Consider the following 17,624-nt stretch of genomic DNA (forward strand, 5'->3'; position numbering starts at 1 on the left):
AAACCGCCGCCCGTTTTTTATTTCGAAGGCATTTGCGCAGCGATTCTCGGCGTTTCGACGACCACGTCGCCACACTGTGCGCGATGACGCAGCGCGTGATCCATCAGCACGAGCGCGAGCAGCGCCTCGGCGATCGGCGTGGCGCGAATGCCGACGCACGGATCGTGACGGCCGAAGGTCTCGACGGTCGCGCTCGCGCCTTGCTTGTCAATCGACTGACGCGGCGTGCGAATGCTCGACGTCGGCTTGATCGCGATCGACACACGGATGTCCTGCCCGCTCGAAATGCCACCGAGAATGCCGCCCGCGTTGTTGGCCGCGAAGCCTTCGGGCGTCATCTCGTCGCCGTGCTGCGAACCGCGTTGCGCGACACTCGCAAAGCCCGCGCCGATCTCGACCGCCTTCACTGCATTGAGGCCCATCATCGCGTGGGCGATGTCCGCATCCAGCCGGTCGTACAGCGGCTCCCCGAGACCGACGGGCACGCCGGACGCAACGATTTCGATGCGCGCGCCGACGGAATCGCCATCGCGGCGCAGTCCGTCCATGTACGCTTCGAGCTGCGGCACGATCTCGGCATTCGGCGAGAAGAACGGGTTCTCCGGCACATGCTGCCAGTCGACGAACGGAATCTCGATTTCACCCAGCGCGCTCATGCAGCCGCGCGTTTCCAGACCGAACTTCTCGCGCAGCCACTTCTTCGCGACCGCGCCCGCGGCGACGGTCGGCGCAGTCAGACGCGCCGACGAACGGCCGCCGCCGCGATAGTCGCGCACGCCGTACTTCTGCCAATAGGTGTAGTCCGCATGACCCGGCCGGAACGTCTGCGCGATGTTGCCGTAATCCTTGCTGCGCTGATCGGTATTGCGGATCAGGAGCGCGATGGGCGTGCCGGTCGTCACACCTTCGAACACGCCGGAGAGAATCTCGACCTGATCCGCCTCCTGCCGCTGCGTGACGTGGCGCGACGTGCCGGGGCGGCGGCGATCGAGTTCGACCTGGATATCGGCTTCCGTGAGCGCCATGCCGGGCGGGCAGCCGTCGATCACGCAGCCGATCGCCGGACCGTGCGACTCGCCGAAATTCGTGACGGTGAAGAGCGTGCCAAGGGTATTGCCGGACATGAGCGTCGACCTGAAAAAAAGTGTCGGGGAAACCGATATTATGCCAGCCGTCGCGCTCAGCGCCTGGCGCCTCGCAGCGCGCTCACGACTTCCTGCAGATGCTGCGGCGTCGCGTCTTCCGGCGCGATCGGCTCGCCGACCGCGAGCGTCAGCCGTGTCATCGCACCGCGCTGGATCGGACGTGGCCATTGTGCGTCTTCGTGGCGCGAGAACACGCTGCCCCAGAGCCCGCGCAGCGCCATCGGCACGACGGGCGCCGGATGGCGTCGCAGAATCTCCGCGATGCCGTGCCTGAACGGATTGATCTCGCCCGTGCGCGTGAGCTTGCCTTCGGGAAAGATGCAGACGAGATCGCCCTCTTTCAGCGCCTGCCCGCACGCAGCGTAGGCGCGTTCGAGCATGTCGGCGTTCTCGTGCGCGGGCGCGACCGGAATCGCCTTCACATGACGGAACATCCAGCCGACGACCGGCGTCTGAAAGATGCGGTGATCCATCACGAAGCGGATCGGCCGCGGGCTTTCGGCCATGATGACGACCGCATCGACGAAACTCACGTGATTGCACACGAGCACGGCCGCGCCATGCGACGGAATACGCTCTGCGCCGACGAGACGAATGCGATAGAACGTGTGCACCAGAATCCACGCGATGAAGCGCAGCAGGAACTCCGGCACGAGCGAATAGATATAGACCGCGACGACGACATTGAGCAGCGCCGTGGTCAGAAAAAGCCCCGGAATGCCGACGCCGAACGACGTCAGCGCGAGCGCCATCAGCGCGGAGACGATCATGAAGAACGAATTGAGGATGTTGTTCGCCGCGATGATGCGCGCCCGGTGAGTGGGCTGACTGCGCGCCTGAATCAGCGCATAGAGCGGCACGCTGTAGAAGCCGCCGAACATCGCGAGCAGAAACAGGTCCGCGAGAATGCGCCAGTGCGGCAGCGCCAGCAAAAATTCGCCGACGTTGAGCAAGTGCCCAGCGGGCGCGATGCGATGGCTCGCGAAGAAAAGATCGATCGCGAACACGCTGATGCCGATCGAGCCCAGCGGCACGAGCCCGATCTCGACGCGGCGCTTCGAAAGCCGCTCGCACAGCAGCGACCCCGTACCGATGCCGATGGAAAACGTCGCGAGAAGAATGGTCACGACATCGGGATTGGCGGACAGCACGTCCTTCGCGAAATTGAAGAACGACGTGAGAAAGGTCGCCCCGACGAACCAGAGCCACGAAATCCCGAGCAGGCTCAGAAACACGGTGCGATCGGATTTCGCGAGCTTGAGGTTGCGCCACGTCTCGGAGAACGGATTCCAGTTGATGCGCAGATCCGGTTGCGAAGCGTCCGACTTCGGAACGAACGCCGACGCGACCCGCCCGATGATCGCGAACGCGATGCACGCGACGGCGAGCAGCATCGCGCCATGCTCCGTCGCGCCCGCCGCCGCGCCGCCGATGATCGTGCCGATCAGGATCGCGACGAACGTGCCCATCTCGACGAGCCCGTTGCCGCCGACGAGCTCGTGCGAATCGAGATGCTGCGGCAGATACGCATACTTCACCGGCCCGAACACGGTGGAATGCACGCCCATCAGAAAGGTGCACGCATAGAGAAGCGGCGCGCTGTGCAACAGGAAGCCCGCGCCGCCGATCAGCATCACGACGATCTCGAAGCTCTTCACGAGACGCGCGAGCACGGCCTTGTCGTACTTGTCGGCGATCTGCCCGGAGGTGGCCGAGAACAGCACGAACGGCACGATGAAGATCGCGGAAATCAGAAACGCGGCCGTCTTCGGATCGACGCCGGAAAAGCGCGCGGCCTGGAACGTCACGAGCGACGTGAAGCCGACCTTGAAGATGTTGTCGTTCATCGCGCCGAGGAACTGCGTCCAGAAGAATGGCGCGAAGCGGCGCTCGCGCAGAAGGCTGAACTGGCCTTCGCCTTCGGCATGCGAACGTCGGGAAGTGCGCGACGAGTCGCGCATCGGTTTGTCACTCATGTCTTGCGTACAGGTTGGGTTCGGTGTTGATCCCGAGCGTACGGCGATCGAATCCGAATGAAACGAAAAACGGGCCGAAGGCTGGCTTCGCCCTCAGTCCAGACCAAAAAAAAGCGCGCCATGAGGGCGCGCTGCATATGCTGAATTCTGCGCGAAGCATCGGCTGATACACCATGCCGCGAAGCGCGACGCCTCGCGGCATGGTATCGACGCTCGGCGACGCTCAGCGAACTTCTTCCTGCTGCTCGGGCCAGTCGCGGATATACGCCTTCAACATGCGATTCTCGAAGCCCTGTTCTTCCACGACGGCCTTGGCCACGTCGTAGAACGAGATGACGCCCATCAACTGACGCTTTTCCATGACCGGCAGATAACGCACGTGATGCTCGAGCATCATGCGGCGCACCTCGTTCACGTCCGTTTCCGGCGTGCACGTGAGCGGATGGTCGTCCATGATCTTGCGGATGGTCGTGGCGCCGACCGAGCCGCTGTTGTTGTGCAAGGTCAGGATGATCTCGCGGAAGGTCAGCATGCCGACCAGATCGCCGTACTCCATGACGACGAGCGAGCCGATATCGTGCGCGGCCATTGTGTCGATCGCGTCGGAGAGCGGCGTATCGGGTGTCACGGTAAAGAGCGTGTTGCCCTTCACTTTCAGAATGTCGCTGACTCGCATGACTGTCTCCTCGCGAAATGCCTGTTCAGATGCCCAAACGGTGATGAAACCATAGGTCGATGCTATCGGAAAGGCCCGCAAAAGGAAAGCGAACATGGCCCGCATCAGCCGAACGGACAAGGCTTTGCGCGTTTTTTTGACAAGCGTTCGCCCTAGGTTTGGGCGCGTGCATCCGATGTTAGGATGATTGACCCTCATTTTTCGCCGCACGCTGGCGCCGCCTTGCGCGCCGGCCGCCTATGATGCCATCCAACCGCTTCGACACGCTCGCGCTGCACGCGGGCGCCGCGCCCGATCCCGCCACGGGCGCGCGCGCGACGCCGATTTATCAGACCACATCGTTTACCTTCCGCGACAGCGATCACGCCGCCGCGCTCTTCAACATGGAGCGCTCCGGACACGTGTACTCGCGCATCTCGAATCCGACCGTCGCGGTGTTCGAGGAACGCGTGGCGGCGCTCGAAGGCGGCGTCGGCGCGATCGGCACGGCGAGCGGCCAGGCCGCGCTGCATCTCGCCATCGCGACGCTGATGGGCGCGGGCTCGCATATCGTCGCGTCGAGCGCGCTCTACGGCGGCTCGCACAACCTGCTTCATTACACGCTGCGGCGCTTCGGCATCGAGACGACCTTCGTGACGCCGCACGATCTCGATGCGTGGCGCGCGGCCGCACGGCCGAACACGCGGCTCTTCTTCGGCGAAACGCTCGGCAATCCGGGCCTCGACGTGCTCGATATCGCGGGCGTCGCGGAAATCGCGCACGAGCACGCGGTGCCGCTGCTCGTCGATTCCACGTTCACGACGCCCTATCTGCTGCGCCCGTTCGAGCATGGCGCGGACCTCGTCTATCACTCCGCCACCAAGTTTCTCGGCGGGCACGGGACGACGATCGGGGGCGTGCTCGTCGATGGCGGCACCTTCGATTTCACCGCGAGCGGGCGCTTCCCGGAGTTCACCGAACCCTACGACGGCTTTCACGGCATGGTGTTCGCCGAAGAGAGCACGGTCGCACCGTTCCTGTTGCGCGCCCGGCGCGAAGGCTTGCGCGATTTCGGCGCGTGCCTGCATCCGCAAGCGGCCTGGCAACTGCTTCAAGGCATCGAAACCTTGCCGCTGCGCATGGATCGGCATGTCGCGAACACGCGCAAGGTGATCGAGTTCCTGCTGAGTTCGTCGACGGTGGAAAGCGTGGCCTATCCCGAACTGCCGACGCATCGCGATCACGCGCTCGCCGGGCGGCTGCTGCCACGCGGCGCGGGCGCGGTGTTCAGCTTCGATCTGAAGGGCGGCGTGCCGGCGGCGCGCAAGTTCATCGAAACGCTTACGCTGTTCTCGCATCTCGCGAACGTCGGCGATGCGCGCTCGCTCGTGATCCATCCTGCCTCCACGACGCACTTCCGCATGGATGCCGCCGCGCTCGAAGCCGCGGGCATCGGGCCGGGGCGCATCCGTCTTTCGATCGGACTCGAAGACCCGGACGATCTCATCGACGATCTTAAACGCGGGCTGAAGGCCGCCCAGAAAGCCGCCGAAACCGGCCAGGACGCCGGCGCGGGCGCGCCGCTCGGGAGCCGCGCATGATCCTCGATGTCCACGGCCGCGCCGCCTACGCCTACACTGGCGGCAAGCCGCTCGACGCCGCCCGGCCGGCCATCGTGTTCATTCACGGCGCCGAGCACGACCACAGCGTATGGGCGTTGCAGACGCGCTATTTCGCCCATCACGGCTTCGGCGTGCTGGCGCTCGATCTACCGAGTCACGGACGAAGCGACGGCCCCGCGCTGCCGACCATCAACCAACTCGCCGACTGGGTGATCGCCGTGCTCGACGCGGCGAAGGTGCAAAAGGCGATCTTCGTCGGCCACAGCATGGGTTCGCTGATCGCGCTCGACGTCGCGGGCCGCTATCCCGATCGCACGACGGGCCTCGCCCTGCTCGCGACCGCCGCGCCGATGGCCGTCTCCGACACGTTGCTCGACGCCGCGCGCGAGCACGAGCCCGAAGCCATCGCGATGGTCAATCAGTGGTCGCATTCGACGATCGCCGCGAAACCGTCGAGCCCCGCGCCGGGTTTCTGGTTGCAGGGCGTGAATCAGCGGCTCATGGAACGCGTGAGCCTGCGCGGCGAAGCGCTCCTTTTTCATACCGATTTCAGCGCCTGCAATACCTACGCCGATGCGCCCGAACGCGCGGCCGCCGTGCGCTGCCCGGTGTGCATCGTGAGCGGCAAGCGTGACATGATGACGCCGCCGCGAGCCGCCCGGCCGCTCGTCGATGCGCTGCGCAAAGCCGGCGCGACGGTGCAATCGGTGGAACTGGACGCCGGACACGCGCTGATGTCCGAGCAGCCCGACGCGACGCTGGATACCCTGTTCGCATTCGCGCTCGCCTGCGTCAAAGCAGAGAGCAAGGCCGGCTGAATCCGCGCGTGCGGCGGACCGCGCAGGCTCGCCGCAACCGCTTGCATGGCGCGCATCGCAGTCGCAGAATGGTTCTTGCTGGTGAATCGTCAGACAGGCGCGCATCGCCCGAACGACACCGGCATGCATCATCAGGGAGGCCGTCATGGCGCACACCGCACACGGTGAACATTTCGCGAACTTCGCCGAGTTCTATCCCTTTTATCTCGACGAACACCGAAATCTGGTTTCACGCAGGCTGCATTTCATCGGCTCGCTCGGCGTGATCGGCTGCGTCGCGATGACGATCGCGACCGGCGACTGGCTCTGGCTGCCCGCAGCCGTCGTGTGCGGCTACGGTTTCGCGTGGATCGGCCATTTCTTTTTCGAAAAGAACCGCCCCGCTACGTTTCGCCATCCGGTCTACAGCCTGATGGGCGACTGGGTGATGTTCAAGGACATCTGCGTCGGCAAGATCTCGCTTTGATCGACGCCCGGCACGCGCTCACGCGGGCTGCCCCGGCATCGACGAGCGCGGCGTCTCGCGTGGGCGCGCGCTCGTCAGCGCGGACACGCGGGCCGCGATCAGCGAACCGAGCGTGATCTCCAGCTTGTCGTTTTCCAGCGCGCTCATGAGGGCGGCGCAATCGACCTGCGCCGCGTCCAGTTTCAGTTGATATTCCAGCTCGGCGCGGTCGATGACGAACTGCTCGAAGAGCATCGTCACCGTGATCTGGCTCGGATTGGCGATCAGCACGTAACGCGGCGTGCGCGAATCCTCCAGCCGGCCGATCCAGCCGAGCGCATCGAGCCGTGCGATCAGGCGCGTCGACGTATCGAGATCGCAGCGCGCCATGCTGGAAAGCTGCAAGGCGGTGTGGCCGGGTTTGCCCTCGTCGCGCGCCTCGACGAGCCGCGCGAGGATTTCGAGCGCATCGAGCAGATCGCTGCCCGGAAAATCGCGCCGATGATACTGGCCCGTGCGAATGGCGGGCAGCGCGGACGTGACCATCGCGCCGACGAGCGCGAACACCCAGCACAGATAGACCCACAGCAGAAACACCGGCAGCGCGGCGAACGCGCCATAGACGGCGGTATAGGTCGGAATGCGCCGCACGTAATAGCCGAAGCCGCGCTTGCCGAGCTCGAACGCGACCGCCGCGATCAATCCGCCGACGATCGCATCGCGCCACTCGACCTTGCAGTTCGGCATGTACACGTAAATGATCGTGAAGGCGAGCGCAGTGAGCGGCAGGGAGACGCCCGTCAGCGCCCATTCGACGATCGGCGGCATCAGGTTGTGCGAGCCCGCGAACGCGACCGAATGCGCGAACACATAGGAGGAGATGGACAGGCTGCAGCCGAAGAGAATCGGCCCGAGCGTGATGATCGACCAGTAGACGAGCACGCGCTGCGCGAACGGACGCGCCTTCTTCACGCGCCAGATCACGTTGAACGCGGACTCGACCGTCATCATCGTCATGACGGAAGTCACGAACAGAATGATCATGCCGACGGTCGTGAGCCCCTTTGCCTTCGACGCGAACTGGTTCAGATACTTGAAGATCTGGTCGTTGATCTGCGGCGGCATCAGGTGCACCGCGAGGAAATCCTGCAACGATGCCTGGAAAGAGCCGAAGATCGGGAACGCAGTAAAGAGCGCGAAGGCGACGGTGGCGAGCGGCACGATCGACAGCACGCTCGTGAACGTGAGGCTGCCCGCCACTTGCGCGACGCGATCTTCGCCGATGCGCCGCGCGACAAAACTGGCGAGGCGCTTGACCGCCGCGAGATCGATGGAAACGTGCTGCAAACGCATTCTCCCGTCGTGGCGGCCCGCACGCTCCACGCCGCGTCTCGCCACGAAAATCACCCAATACCTATAATAGCCGTTCACTAAAAAAGCCTTATGAACGACATCCTCGTGCTCTACTACAGCCGCCACGGCGCGACCCGCGAGCTTGCGCTCGCGATCGCCCAGGGCGTCGACAGCGTGCCCGGCATGCAAGCGCGCGTGCGCACGGTGCCGCCGGTCTCCACCGTCTGCGAAGCCACTCACCCCGACATTCCCGCCGACGGCCCGCCTTACGCCGAGTTGCGCGATCTCGAAGAATGCGCGGGTCTCGCGCTTGGCTCGCCCACGCGCTTCGGCAACATGGCCGCGTCGCTCAAATACTTCCTCGACGGCACGACGCCGCAGTGGCTTTCCGGCGCACTGTCGGGCAAGCCCGCCAGCGTCTTCACGTCGACCGGCAGTCTGCACGGCGGCCAGGAAAGCACCCTGCTCTCGATGATGCTGCCGCTCCTGCATCACGGCATGATGATCGTCGGCATCCCGTACACCGAGTCGCGGCTCACCACGACGCAAAGCGGCGGCACGCCTTACGGCGCGTCGCACCACGCGCGCGCGGGCGGCGACGAAAACCAGCGCCACGGCATTTCCGCCGACGAGAAGGCGCTCGCCATCGCGCTCGGGGCCCGGCTCGCGCGCACCGCGCTCAATCTCGTGCGCGGCGCCCGTTCGGCATGAACCGGCCAATGAACGCGCCCGCCGCCATCAACGCGCGATCGAACGCCGCGTTCGCGCTGGCCGCGCTTGCGAGCCTCGCCGCGCTGATCGTGCTCACGCTCGTCTGGGAGCTCTGGCTGGCGCCGCTGCGGCCCGGCGCATGGGCGCTCGCGTTGAAGGCGCTGCCGCTGGCGTGCGCGCTGCCGGGCGTCGCTCGCAGGAACGTCTACACGCTGCAATGGGCGTTGATGCTCGTGCTTCTCTATCTGGCCGAAGGCGTCGTGCGCGGCATGACGGATGCGGGTCTCTCCGCTTCGCTCGCCTGGCTCGAAGCGCTCCTCGCGCTCGCGTTTTTCGTCTGCGCGCTCGCGTATGTCGCGCCGTTCAAACGTGCCGCCCGGCTGAACGCACGTTCGAAAAAAAGCTGAATCACCCGCTTTTTTGATGCATGCGTCTTGCAGACGTGATGCTTTGTAGCACGAAACGCCGTCCGACGCGCAGGCCTATGCCATTCGGACGAGGATCGCGCGCCGCCTGCCTGCGCGATACTGTGCACTACGCTCCATCGGAATTTTGTTGATCTGCCCATGACCGCAACTGAAGCTTTCATCGCCGCCTGCGCCGACGTTCTCGGCACATCGAATGTCCTGACCGGCGCCCACGATACCGAGCCCTATCTCGTCGACTGGCGCAAGCGCTATCGCGGCAACGCATGCGCCGTGCTGCTGCCCGCCGATACGGCGCAGGTCGCGGCAGTCGTGCGGCTCGCACGCGAGCATCGCATCGCGATCGTGCCGCAGGGCGGCAACACCGGCCTCGTCGGCGGTGCGACGCCCGATACGAGCGGCGTGCAGGCGGTCATCAGCCTGAAGCGGCTCAATCGCATTCGCGGCGTCGATCCGCACAACAATACGATGACCGTCGAAGCGGGCGTCGTGCTCGCCGAGATCCAGGCGCGCGCCGCCAGTGCGCAGCGGCTCTTTCCGTTGAGTCTCGCCGCCGAAGGCAGTTGCACGATCGGCGGCAATCTATCGACGAATGCGGGCGGAACCGGCGTGCTGCGCTACGGCAATACGCGCGAACTGTGCCTCGGACTCGAAGTGGTGACGCCGCAGGGCGAAATCTGGGACGGCCTGCGCGGGCTGCGCAAGGACAACACCGGCTACGATCTGCGCGATCTTTACATCGGCGCGGAAGGCACGCTCGGCATCATCACGGCCGCGGTCATGAAGCTGCATCCCGCGCCGGTCGCGAAGGTCACGGCGCTGGCCGGGCTCGCGTCGCCGCACGCCGCGCTCGATTTCCTCTCGCTCGCGCAGCATCATGCAGGCGCGCTGCTGACCGGCTTCGAGCTGATGTCCGATTTCTCGATGCGCCTCGTCGGCAAGCATTTCCCGCAATTGCGCTATCCGTTCGACGAGCCGCACGGGCAGACCGTCCTGCTCGAACTCTCCGACAGCGAAAGCGAGACGCACGCGCGCACGTTGTTCGAACGGCTGATGGAAGAAGCGCTCGAAAAAGGCATCGTGGAAAACGCCGTCGTCGCGGAAAGTCTCGCGCAGTCGCAGGCGTTCTGGAGTTTGCGCGAGCATATTCCGCTTGCGCAGGCGGAGGAAGGTCTGAACATCAAGCATGACATCGCCGTGCCCATTTCGAGCATCGGCCGCTTCATCGACGAAACCGATGCGATCATCGCGGACACGGTGCCCGGCGTGCGCATGGTGACGTTCGGCCATCTCGGCGACGGCAATCTGCACTACAACGTGCAGGCGCCCGAAGGCGTCGATGCGAAACGGTTCCTCGACGAATTCCAGACCCCGATCAACGCGCTCGTGTATGACCAGGTGCACAGGCATCGCGGCAGCATCAGCGCCGAACACGGCCTCGGTCAGTTGAAAGTGGATGAAGCGATGCACTACAAGTCGCCGGTCGAAGTGCGCCTCATGCAGACGATCAAGGCCGCGCTCGATCCGGACAACCTGATGAATCCCGGCAAGGTCGTGCGCTGGAGCACGGCGCTCGCGAAGGAGAACATCGCATGAAGATTCGCGTGCTGTCGGACCTGCATCTCGAATGCGACGAGCCACTGGCAATTCCCTACGCCGAGGCCGATCTCGTCGTGCTGGCGGGCGACATCCACAACCACGCCGAAGGTTTGCGCTGGGCCGCGGAAAATTTCGGTTCCGATGTCCCTATCGTCTACGTGCCCGGCAATCACGAGTACTACGACGCCGAATTCGGCGCGATGGAAGCGGCGATGCAGGACGCCGCGCGCAGTGTCGACAACGTGCACTATCTGAACAACGCGTCGCTGGTGGATCGGCGTGGCGCGTGGCGCGTGCTCGGCACGACGCTCTGGACGGACTTCGCGCTGTTCGGGTCCGGCGACGCGGACATCGAAAATGCCAAAGAGGCGTGCACGAAGGTCATGCTCGACTACAAAGGCCTGATCCAGCTCGCGTGGCCCGAGCCGGACGGCGAGCACCGCGAGTTCGCGCCCGACGACTCGCTCGCGTTGCACGAACAGGCGCGCGCATGGCTCGAAAGCGAGCTCGCGAAACCGTTCACGGGACAGACCATCGTCGTCACGCATCACGCGCCGATGCGCGCGAGCCTCGCGCCGCGCTATGCGGAAGATCTCGTGTCGGCGGGCTTCGTCAATCACCTGCCGTCGCTTGCGCGTGCGCCGGTATCGCTGTGGATTCACGGCCATACGCATACGTCGTTCGACTATGTCGTCGAGGGCACGCGGGTCGTGTGCAATCCGCGCGGCTATTTCAGCCGGCGCCGCCAGGAGTGGGAGAATCCCGAGTTCGCATGGGACAAGGTCGTCGAGATATAGCGCGGCAACGAATCAGGAAGCACGGAACCGTGTTGGACTTTGCGGAGGGACGCCATGTGCGGCCGAATCAGCCAGTACCGACTACCGATGCATTACGCGCAGCGCCTGCATCTGAAAAATCCGTTCGTGCTCGTGGACGCCGCCGACAGGCGTCCCGGCTATAACCTCTCGCCCGGCACGCATCCGCTCGCCGTCTATCCTGATGAGACGATCCGCGCGGTTCACTGGGGCTACTGCCCGCCGTGGGCCATCCAGAAGAAGTTGCCGCAGACCATCAATGCGCGCGTCGAGACTGCGGCGACGAGCGCCTACTTCAAGCACTTGTGGAAGAAGGCGCGCATTCTCGTGCCCGCCGACGGCTGGTTCGAATGGCGCATCGAGCCGCGCCCGGCAGATCCGGCGGCGAAGCCCTTCAAGCAGCCGTATTTCATTCAGCGCGCGGACGGCGAGCCGATGTACCTCGCTGCGCTCACCAGCATCATGCGCGACGAGGACGCCGCGGCGCCCGGCGCGGGCTTCGTCATCGTGACGGCTGCGGCGGACGAAGGCCTGATCGATGTGCACGACCGCCGGCCGCTCGTGTTCTCGCCCGCCGTCGCGCGACGCTGGCTCGATCCCGCCGCGTCACTCGAGGATCTCGCGGCGCTCGTCAAGGCCGACGGCGTGCCGGCGTCGCACTTCGTGTGGCATCGTGTATCGAGCGATGTGAATCGTGCGACCAACGACGAGCCGCGACTCATCGAGCCGCTCGAAACGCTGCTCTGAACTTCAGCGATCGTATGGGTCGCGCATGCGGCGTAGACGCGCATCGCGATCGTCGTCGATGCGCACCGGCACGAGACGCCGCTTCGCGTTGCGCTCCGACTGGCCACGCATGGCGTTGAAGAAGTCGCGCGACGCCGGAACGGCGATCAGCACCAGAAGCGCGGCGAGTGCGAGCAGAAGTGGCGTACTCATGTGACCTATCCCGATTAAAAGTGCGATGGAACCAGTGCAGAAAGTACCAAGCTGCGGGCACATCGTGCGTAAGCAAGTGTTGCGACGCGGCTTTTTTCGTAACTGAACGCCCGTAACTTCAGGTGACGACGAATTCCTTCAACGATTCCGCGTCCGCCGCGAGCGTATCGGGCAGCGCCTCGCGCAGAAACTCCACCCATGTGCGGATTTTCGCGTCGAGATACTGGCGCGACGGATAGAGCGCGTAGACGTTCAACTCCTGCATCGTGTACTGCGGCAACACGCGCACGAGCGTGCCCGCGCGCAGGCCGGGGAGCGCGGACGACGTCGGCAGCACGCCGATGCCCATGCTCTCGCGGATCGCGACGACCATCGCTTCGGCCACGTTCACCGTGAACGTCGACGGGCCGAGGCTCACGGTCTCCTGTCCGTTCGGGCCGTCGAACACCCAGCGATCCGGCGGAAACACCGGCGTCATCAGATGCAGGCACGTGTGGCGCACGAGATCGGACAGCACGTGCGGCGCGCCGTACTGCTCGATATAGGCCGGCGAAGCGCACGCAATGCTGTAGACCGAGCCGAGCCGCGCCGACACGAGTCCGGAATCTGGCAGATCGGACGCGAGCACGACGGACACGTCATAGCCTTCGTCGAGCAGGTCCGGCACACGTTGCGCGAGCGTCAGATCGACCTGCACGGATGGATGGCGCTGCTGATAGCGCGAGATCATCGGCACGATGTAGTGCTGGCCGAAGCTCGTCATCGAATGCACCTTGAGCTTGCCAGAGGGACGCGCGTGAGCGTCGCCGGCTTCGGCTTCCGCCTGATCGACATAGGCAAGAATCTGCTCGCAACGTTGCAGATAGCGCTCGCCCGCTTCGGTGAGCGCGATGCGCCGCGTCGTGCGATTCAGCAAGCGCGCGCGCAGATGCGCTTCGAGGTCCGATACGGCCCGCGAGGCATAGGCCGTCGTCGTATTGAGATGTTGCGCGGCCGCGGTGAAGCTGCCCGCTTCGACGACCCGCACAAATACGCGCATGTTCTGGAGCGTGTCCATGGCGCTTTTCCGTCTTCAAGAACTGTTCGTGAATCGAATTGTTGCACGGCTCGTAACAACGATTATCACAAGTATCGTAAGAATGCTTTGCATCCTTACGGGTTATTCGACAATCCGCGCAAAAATATAATTACTCCCTTGAATCTAATTCGAATTTGGGAGTGAATCGTGCGAGGACGCGTGTCCAAAAGCGCTGCTTGTGCCGTCGTTCTTACAGCGATATTAACAATTGCCGGGTGTGCGAGCACGGGCAAGAACGCGCCGCAGGATTCGCTCAAGGACGCAACGACGCTCGATGTCGGCAGCGCCATTCGCGCCGCCAATGCCGACGCCCAATGGCCCGAGGCGCAATGGTGGCGTGCCTATGAGGACCCGCAACTCGACGCCTGGATTTCCCGCGCGACCAACGGCAGTCCCACGCTCGCGATGGCGGCCGCGCGTGTGCGCGAGGCGCAGCAACAGGCGGGCGTCGCGCGCTCCGAGCTCTTGCCGCACGTGGACGGCGCGATGAGCGTGTCGCGCAAGAACTGGCCCAATAACGATTTCTACGGCCCCGGTCCGTACGCCGATACGACCACCTGGGACAACACCGCCGCCCTCTCGCTGTCCTACAACCTCGATCTCTGGCATCGCGACGACAACAACGCCGAACGCGCGCTCGACGTCGCTCATGTGCGCGCCGCCGATGCGCGCGCCGCGCAACTCGAACTCGAGACGAACGTCGTGCGTGCTTACATCGGCTTCTCGCAGTCGTTCGCGCTGCTCGATATCGCGCAGGACACGCTCGCGCAGCAGGAGCGCATCGCGGATTTCGCGCGGCGGCGTCTGAAAGGCGGCCTCGGCACGCAGCTCGAAGTGAGCCAGGCCGAAGCGCCCCTGCCCGAATACGAGCGTCAGGTCGATGTCTACAAGGAAGAAATCCAGCTCGCGCGCAATCAACTGGCCGCGCTCGCCGGCGATGGTCCGGGCGCGGGCGAAGCGCTCACGCGTCCGGCGCTCTCGCTCGCGACGCCGCTGCCCCTGCCCTCCGCGCTGCCGGCGGAACTCGTCGGGCATCGGCCCGATATCGTCGCGGCGCGCTGGCTGGTCGCGGCGCAGGCGCGCGGCATCGATGTGGCGAAGGCCGGTTTCTATCCGAACATCAATCTCGCGGCTTCTCTGACGCAGGCGTTCGCGGGCGGCGCGCTGCTCAGCTTCCTCACGCGCGATGCGTCGGGCTACAGCTTCGGCCCGGCGATCTCGCTGCCGATCTTCGAAGGCGGACGCCTGCGCGCGCAGCTCGGCGCGGCATCGGCGCAATACGATCAGGCCGTCGATCACTACAACGCGACGCTCGTCGCGGCGCTCAAGGACATCGCCGATCAGGTCGTGCGCGTGCATTCGCTCGACACGCAGCTCGAAGCGTCCGGCCGCTCCGTCGCCGCCGCGCGCAAGAACTACGATCTCGCGAACGCAGGCTACAAGCGCGGGCTCACCGATTACCTGAACGTGCTCATTGCGCAGACGCAGTTGCTCAAGGCGCAGGACGGACAGGCGCGCGTGCGCGCGCAACGGCTCGCGTCCTACGCGACGCTCACGTCGGCGCTCGGCGGCGGCATCGATGATCCGTCGAACGGGCCGGAACAGACCGCGCTCGCGCCGTCGAAGCACATCGGACCGTTCAGCAAGGCGGGCAACTGAGCATGTCGACGCCCGCTACGCTCATCGAACGTCCGTCGCTCAGGCTGGCCCTGCTCGACTGGGCGCGCACCGACGGCCTCGCGTGGGTCTACATCTTCAAGGCCGTGCTCGCCGCGCTCCTCGCGCTGTGGATCGCGATGCGCCTCGACATGCAACAGCCGCGCACCGCGATGACCACCGTGTTCGTCGTGATGCAGCCGCAAAGCGGCATGGTGCTCGCGAAGAGCTTCTATCGTTTCTGCGGAACGATGGTCGGCCTCGTCGTGATGATGGTCTTCATCAGCCTGTTTTCGCAGCAGCCGGTGCTGTTTCTGTCCGCGACGGCGCTGTGGGTCGGCATCTGCACGGCGGGCGCGGCGCGCAACCGCAACTTTCGCTCGTACGGCTTCGTGCTCGCGGGCTACACGGCCGCGCTGATCGGCATTCCGGCGGCGCAGCATCCGGAGGCCGCGTATCTGTCGGCGCTTACGCGTGTCGGCGAAGTGACACTCGGCATCGTGTGTTCCGGCGCGGTGAGCGCGCTCATCTTTCCGCAGCATGCGGGCGAGCAGGTCAAGACGACGGTGCGCCGGCGCTTCACGCAGTTCGTCGATTACGTGTGCCGCGCGCTGTCGGGCAACATGGAACGCGCGCAGATCGAGCGGACGAACCTCGCGTTCGTGTCGGATATCGTCGGCTTCGAGGCCGCGCGCAGTGTCGCCGTGTTCGAGAACCCCGAATCGCGGATGCGCGGCGGGCGGCTCGCGCGTCTGAACAGCGAATTCATGAGCGCGTCGACGCGCTTTCACGCGCTGCATCAGTTGATGAACCGGCTGCGCGAGAACGCATCGGCGACGACCATCGCCGCGCTCGAACCGTTCTTTCGCGAAGTGCCGCCGCTCTTGTCGCTGTCGGGCGAGCCGGTGCGCAACGCCGCCGATGCCGCGCACGCCGCCGCGCAGTTGCGCGATTACAAGGCCGCGCTGCCGAAGCGCGTGCGCGCGGCGCGTGCATCGCTCGAAACGAATCCGGACTTCGCGCAGCTCGAGTTCGACACCGCGGCGGAACTGCTCTACCGTTTCGTCGATGACATGCTCGCGTATGCCGAAACGTATGCGTCGCTGACATCGCCGTCGCACGAACGCGAGCGCTGGATCGCGCGCTACGTGCCGAAGACCAACCTGCTCGCGGCGGCCATTTCGGGCCTGCGCGGCGCGGTGGTGATGTTCATCCTCTCCGCGTTCTGGATCGAAACCGCGTGGCCGAGCGGCGGCACGATGGTACTCAACGCCGCGGCCGTGTGCGCGCTGGCATCGTCGTCGCCGCGACCGACGCTCATGTCGGCGCAAATGGCGATCGGCACGATGCTCGCGAGCGTGGTCGGCATGATCGTCGTGTTCGGCGTGTTTCCGCATATCGACGGCTTCGCGATGATGTGCGCCGCGCTCGCGCCCGCGCTGCTGCTCGGCGCGTATCTGAGCACGCGGCGCACGCTCGCGGGCGTGGGCATCGGCTATTGCATCTTCTTCTGCTTTCTTGCGGGGCCGGACAATCTGGTCCACTACGATCCGACCGGCTTCATGAACGATGCGCTCGCGCTCGTGCTGTCGATGATCGTCGCGGCGATCGCCTTCGCCGTGCTCCTGCCGACCGATGCGCCGTGGCTGCGTCATCTGCTGCTCGGCGACTTGCGGCGCGAAGTCGTGAACGCGCGCCGCGGACGGCTCGAAAGTCTTACGACGCACTTCGAGAGCCGCACGCGCGATCTGCTCGCGCAGATCAACGCGCTCGCCAACGGCCGCGCCGATTTGCAACGCGACGCGCTGCAATGGCTCTTCGCCGTGCTCGAATTCGGCAATGCGGTGATCGACTTGCGGCGCGAAATGGCGGCGCTGCCGCGCGAGCCGATGTCATGCCGACGCCCGGTCGATGCGACGCTCGATGCCGTCGCGCGGCTCTTCGATCGGCCGCAGGCGAAGCGCTTCGACGCCGCGCTCGCCGCGACGGAACGTGCGATTGCCGATACGCAAGCGCTGCTCGCGTCGGCCGATCGGCCGCGTGAAGACAGACACCGGCTGCAGCGCATCGCGAGTCATCTGCATTTCATCCGCACCGCGCTGCTCGATCACGAATCTCCGTTCGCGCTGTTTGCGCCCGCCGAAAAACCCACGCCCGAAGGAGCGCCCCATGTTCCCGCGTAACGTCGCGATCCTCGAAGCCTATGTGCCGACGATACTGCTGCTCTTCATCGCGGGCGCGATGATCACGTGGGTCGTGGATCGGGTGCTCTCGCTGACGGGGCTCTATCGTGTGGTCTGGCATCCGGCGCTCTTTCGGGCAAGTCTGCTCGTGTGCATCTGCGGCACGCTCGGGCTCGTCGCGTATCGATGAGCGGCGTCACTTTC

At 65.1% G+C, this 17,624-nt stretch carries 17 protein-coding genes; 11 read left to right on the forward strand and 6 right to left on the reverse strand.

Annotation, left to right across the window (positions count from 1 at the left end):
• Positions 1–17: 17 nt before the first annotated feature.
• The 3 genes from aroC to IAG25_RS11685 all read right to left on the reverse strand — a co-directional run bounded on the left by aroC (position 18) and on the right by IAG25_RS11685 (position 3,797).
• Positions 18–1,124, reverse strand: a complete 1,107-nt coding sequence (gene aroC / locus IAG25_RS11675) for a chorismate synthase (protein WP_187604963.1) — start codon at positions 1,122–1,124, stop codon at positions 18–20.
• 56 nt (positions 1,125–1,180) lie between these two features.
• Positions 1,181–3,121 carry an MFS transporter gene (locus IAG25_RS11680; protein ID WP_187604964.1) on the reverse strand — a complete coding sequence of 647 codons (1,941 nt, stop codon included), beginning with the start codon at positions 3,119–3,121 and terminating at the stop codon, positions 1,181–1,183.
• Positions 3,122–3,344: 223 nt separating this feature from the next.
• Positions 3,345–3,797 carry a CBS domain-containing protein gene (locus IAG25_RS11685; protein WP_187604965.1) on the reverse strand — a complete coding sequence of 151 codons (453 nt, stop codon included), beginning with the start codon at positions 3,795–3,797 and terminating at the stop codon, positions 3,345–3,347.
• A gap of 242 nt (positions 3,798–4,039) precedes the next feature.
• On the opposite strand from IAG25_RS11685, the gene IAG25_RS11690 reads away from it, so the two are divergent.
• From IAG25_RS11690 to IAG25_RS11700, 3 genes are all read left to right on the forward strand, one after another.
• Positions 4,040–5,377, forward strand: a complete 1,338-nt coding sequence (locus IAG25_RS11690) for an O-acetylhomoserine aminocarboxypropyltransferase (protein WP_187605073.1) — start codon at positions 4,040–4,042, stop codon at positions 5,375–5,377.
• Positions 5,374–6,216 (forward strand): alpha/beta fold hydrolase, encoded by an 843-nt coding sequence (locus tag IAG25_RS11695; RefSeq protein WP_187604966.1) that lies wholly within the window; start codon positions 5,374–5,376, stop codon positions 6,214–6,216. The genes IAG25_RS11690 and IAG25_RS11695 overlap by 4 nt, the downstream gene beginning before the upstream one ends.
• 145 nt (positions 6,217–6,361) lie before the next feature.
• Positions 6,362–6,682: an Mpo1-like protein gene (locus tag IAG25_RS11700; protein ID WP_187604967.1), complete on the forward strand. Its 321-nt coding sequence runs from the start codon at positions 6,362–6,364 to the stop codon at positions 6,680–6,682.
• A gap of 18 nt (positions 6,683–6,700) precedes the next feature.
• On the opposite strand, the gene IAG25_RS11705 is transcribed toward IAG25_RS11700, so the two are convergent.
• Positions 6,701–8,008 (reverse strand): YihY family inner membrane protein, encoded by a 1,308-nt coding sequence (locus tag IAG25_RS11705; protein WP_375336509.1) that lies wholly within the window; start codon positions 8,006–8,008, stop codon positions 6,701–6,703.
• 96 nt (positions 8,009–8,104) lie between these two features.
• Here IAG25_RS11705 and wrbA point away from each other — a divergent pair, with 96 nt between their 5' ends.
• The 5 genes from wrbA (at position 8,105) to IAG25_RS11730 (ending at position 12,311) form a co-directional block, all read left to right on the forward strand.
• The gene (wrbA, locus tag IAG25_RS11710; RefSeq protein WP_187604969.1) at positions 8,105–8,725 is read left to right on the forward strand and encodes an NAD(P)H:quinone oxidoreductase; all 621 of its coding nucleotides are present in this window, start codon (positions 8,105–8,107) and stop codon (positions 8,723–8,725) included.
• An 8-nt stretch (positions 8,726–8,733) separates the two neighbouring features.
• Complete coding sequence (locus tag IAG25_RS11715; protein ID WP_187604970.1) at positions 8,734–9,132, forward strand: DUF2069 domain-containing protein; 399 nt, start codon at positions 8,734–8,736, stop codon at positions 9,130–9,132.
• Between the two features lie 159 nt (positions 9,133–9,291).
• On the forward strand, positions 9,292–10,746 hold the full coding sequence (locus IAG25_RS11720; RefSeq protein ID WP_187604971.1) for an FAD-binding oxidoreductase: 1,455 nt from the start codon (positions 9,292–9,294) through the stop codon (positions 10,744–10,746).
• On the forward strand, positions 10,743–11,546 hold the full coding sequence (locus tag IAG25_RS11725) for a metallophosphoesterase (protein WP_187604972.1): 804 nt from the start codon (positions 10,743–10,745) through the stop codon (positions 11,544–11,546). The genes IAG25_RS11720 and IAG25_RS11725 overlap by 4 nt, the downstream gene beginning before the upstream one ends.
• Before the next feature lie 54 nt (positions 11,547–11,600).
• Positions 11,601–12,311 carry an SOS response-associated peptidase gene (locus IAG25_RS11730; RefSeq protein WP_187604973.1) on the forward strand — a complete coding sequence of 237 codons (711 nt, stop codon included), beginning with the start codon at positions 11,601–11,603 and terminating at the stop codon, positions 12,309–12,311.
• A 3-nt stretch (positions 12,312–12,314) separates the two neighbouring features.
• Here the strand turns inward: IAG25_RS11730 and IAG25_RS11735 are convergent, their stop codons facing one another.
• Positions 12,315–12,503 carry a hypothetical protein gene (locus IAG25_RS11735; RefSeq protein WP_187604974.1) on the reverse strand — a complete coding sequence of 63 codons (189 nt, stop codon included), beginning with the start codon at positions 12,501–12,503 and terminating at the stop codon, positions 12,315–12,317.
• 118 nt (positions 12,504–12,621) lie between these two features.
• Positions 12,622–13,560, reverse strand: a complete 939-nt coding sequence (locus IAG25_RS11740) for a LysR family transcriptional regulator (RefSeq protein WP_187604975.1) — start codon at positions 13,558–13,560, stop codon at positions 12,622–12,624.
• A 168-nt stretch (positions 13,561–13,728) separates the two neighbouring features.
• Between IAG25_RS11740 and IAG25_RS11745 the strand changes: the two genes are divergently transcribed.
• The 3 genes from IAG25_RS11745 to IAG25_RS11755 are packed head-to-tail and all read left to right on the forward strand — an operon-like array spanning position 13,729 to position 17,610.
• Entirely contained in the window at positions 13,729–15,240 is a 1,512-nt protein-coding gene (locus IAG25_RS11745; RefSeq protein WP_187604976.1) for an efflux transporter outer membrane subunit, read from the forward strand.
• A gap of 2 nt (positions 15,241–15,242) precedes the next feature.
• Positions 15,243–17,420, forward strand: coding sequence for an FUSC family protein (locus IAG25_RS11750; RefSeq protein WP_187604977.1), 2,178 nt, complete (start codon positions 15,243–15,245; stop codon positions 17,418–17,420).
• Positions 17,407–17,610 (forward strand): DUF1656 domain-containing protein, encoded by a 204-nt coding sequence (locus tag IAG25_RS11755; protein WP_035503388.1) that lies wholly within the window; start codon positions 17,407–17,409, stop codon positions 17,608–17,610. Before IAG25_RS11750 ends, IAG25_RS11755 begins: the two co-directional genes overlap by 14 nt.
• The last annotated feature ends 14 nt before the right edge of the window (positions 17,611–17,624 follow it).

The sequence above is a fragment of the Caballeronia sp. EK genome (assembly GCF_014384845.1).
Classification (GTDB): Bacteria; Pseudomonadota; Gammaproteobacteria; order Burkholderiales; family Burkholderiaceae; genus Caballeronia; species Caballeronia jiangsuensis.

Coding starts and splice junctions, on each gene's coding strand:
- aroC (WP_187604963.1), bottom strand. CDS start 1,124: ATGTCCGGCAATACCCTTGGCACGCTCTTCACCGTCACGAATTTCGGC.
- IAG25_RS11680 (WP_187604964.1), bottom strand. CDS start 3,121: ATGAGTGACAAACCGATGCGCGACTCGTCGCGCACTTCCCGACGTTCG.
- IAG25_RS11685 (WP_187604965.1), bottom strand. CDS start 3,797: ATGCGAGTCAGCGACATTCTGAAAGTGAAGGGCAACACGCTCTTTACC.
- IAG25_RS11690 (WP_187605073.1), top strand. CDS start 4,040: ATGCCATCCAACCGCTTCGACACGCTCGCGCTGCACGCGGGCGCCGCG.
- IAG25_RS11695 (WP_187604966.1), top strand. CDS start 5,374: ATGATCCTCGATGTCCACGGCCGCGCCGCCTACGCCTACACTGGCGGC.
- IAG25_RS11700 (WP_187604967.1), top strand. CDS start 6,362: ATGGCGCACACCGCACACGGTGAACATTTCGCGAACTTCGCCGAGTTC.
- wrbA (WP_187604969.1), top strand. CDS start 8,105: ATGAACGACATCCTCGTGCTCTACTACAGCCGCCACGGCGCGACCCGC.
- IAG25_RS11715 (WP_187604970.1), top strand. CDS start 8,734: ATGAACGCGCCCGCCGCCATCAACGCGCGATCGAACGCCGCGTTCGCG.
- IAG25_RS11720 (WP_187604971.1), top strand. CDS start 9,292: ATGACCGCAACTGAAGCTTTCATCGCCGCCTGCGCCGACGTTCTCGGC.
- IAG25_RS11725 (WP_187604972.1), top strand. CDS start 10,743: ATGAAGATTCGCGTGCTGTCGGACCTGCATCTCGAATGCGACGAGCCA.
- IAG25_RS11730 (WP_187604973.1), top strand. CDS start 11,601: ATGTGCGGCCGAATCAGCCAGTACCGACTACCGATGCATTACGCGCAG.
- IAG25_RS11735 (WP_187604974.1), bottom strand. CDS start 12,503: ATGAGTACGCCACTTCTGCTCGCACTCGCCGCGCTTCTGGTGCTGATC.
- IAG25_RS11740 (WP_187604975.1), bottom strand. CDS start 13,560: ATGGACACGCTCCAGAACATGCGCGTATTTGTGCGGGTCGTCGAAGCG.
- IAG25_RS11750 (WP_187604977.1), top strand. CDS start 15,243: ATGTCGACGCCCGCTACGCTCATCGAACGTCCGTCGCTCAGGCTGGCC.
- IAG25_RS11755 (WP_035503388.1), top strand. CDS start 17,407: ATGTTCCCGCGTAACGTCGCGATCCTCGAAGCCTATGTGCCGACGATA.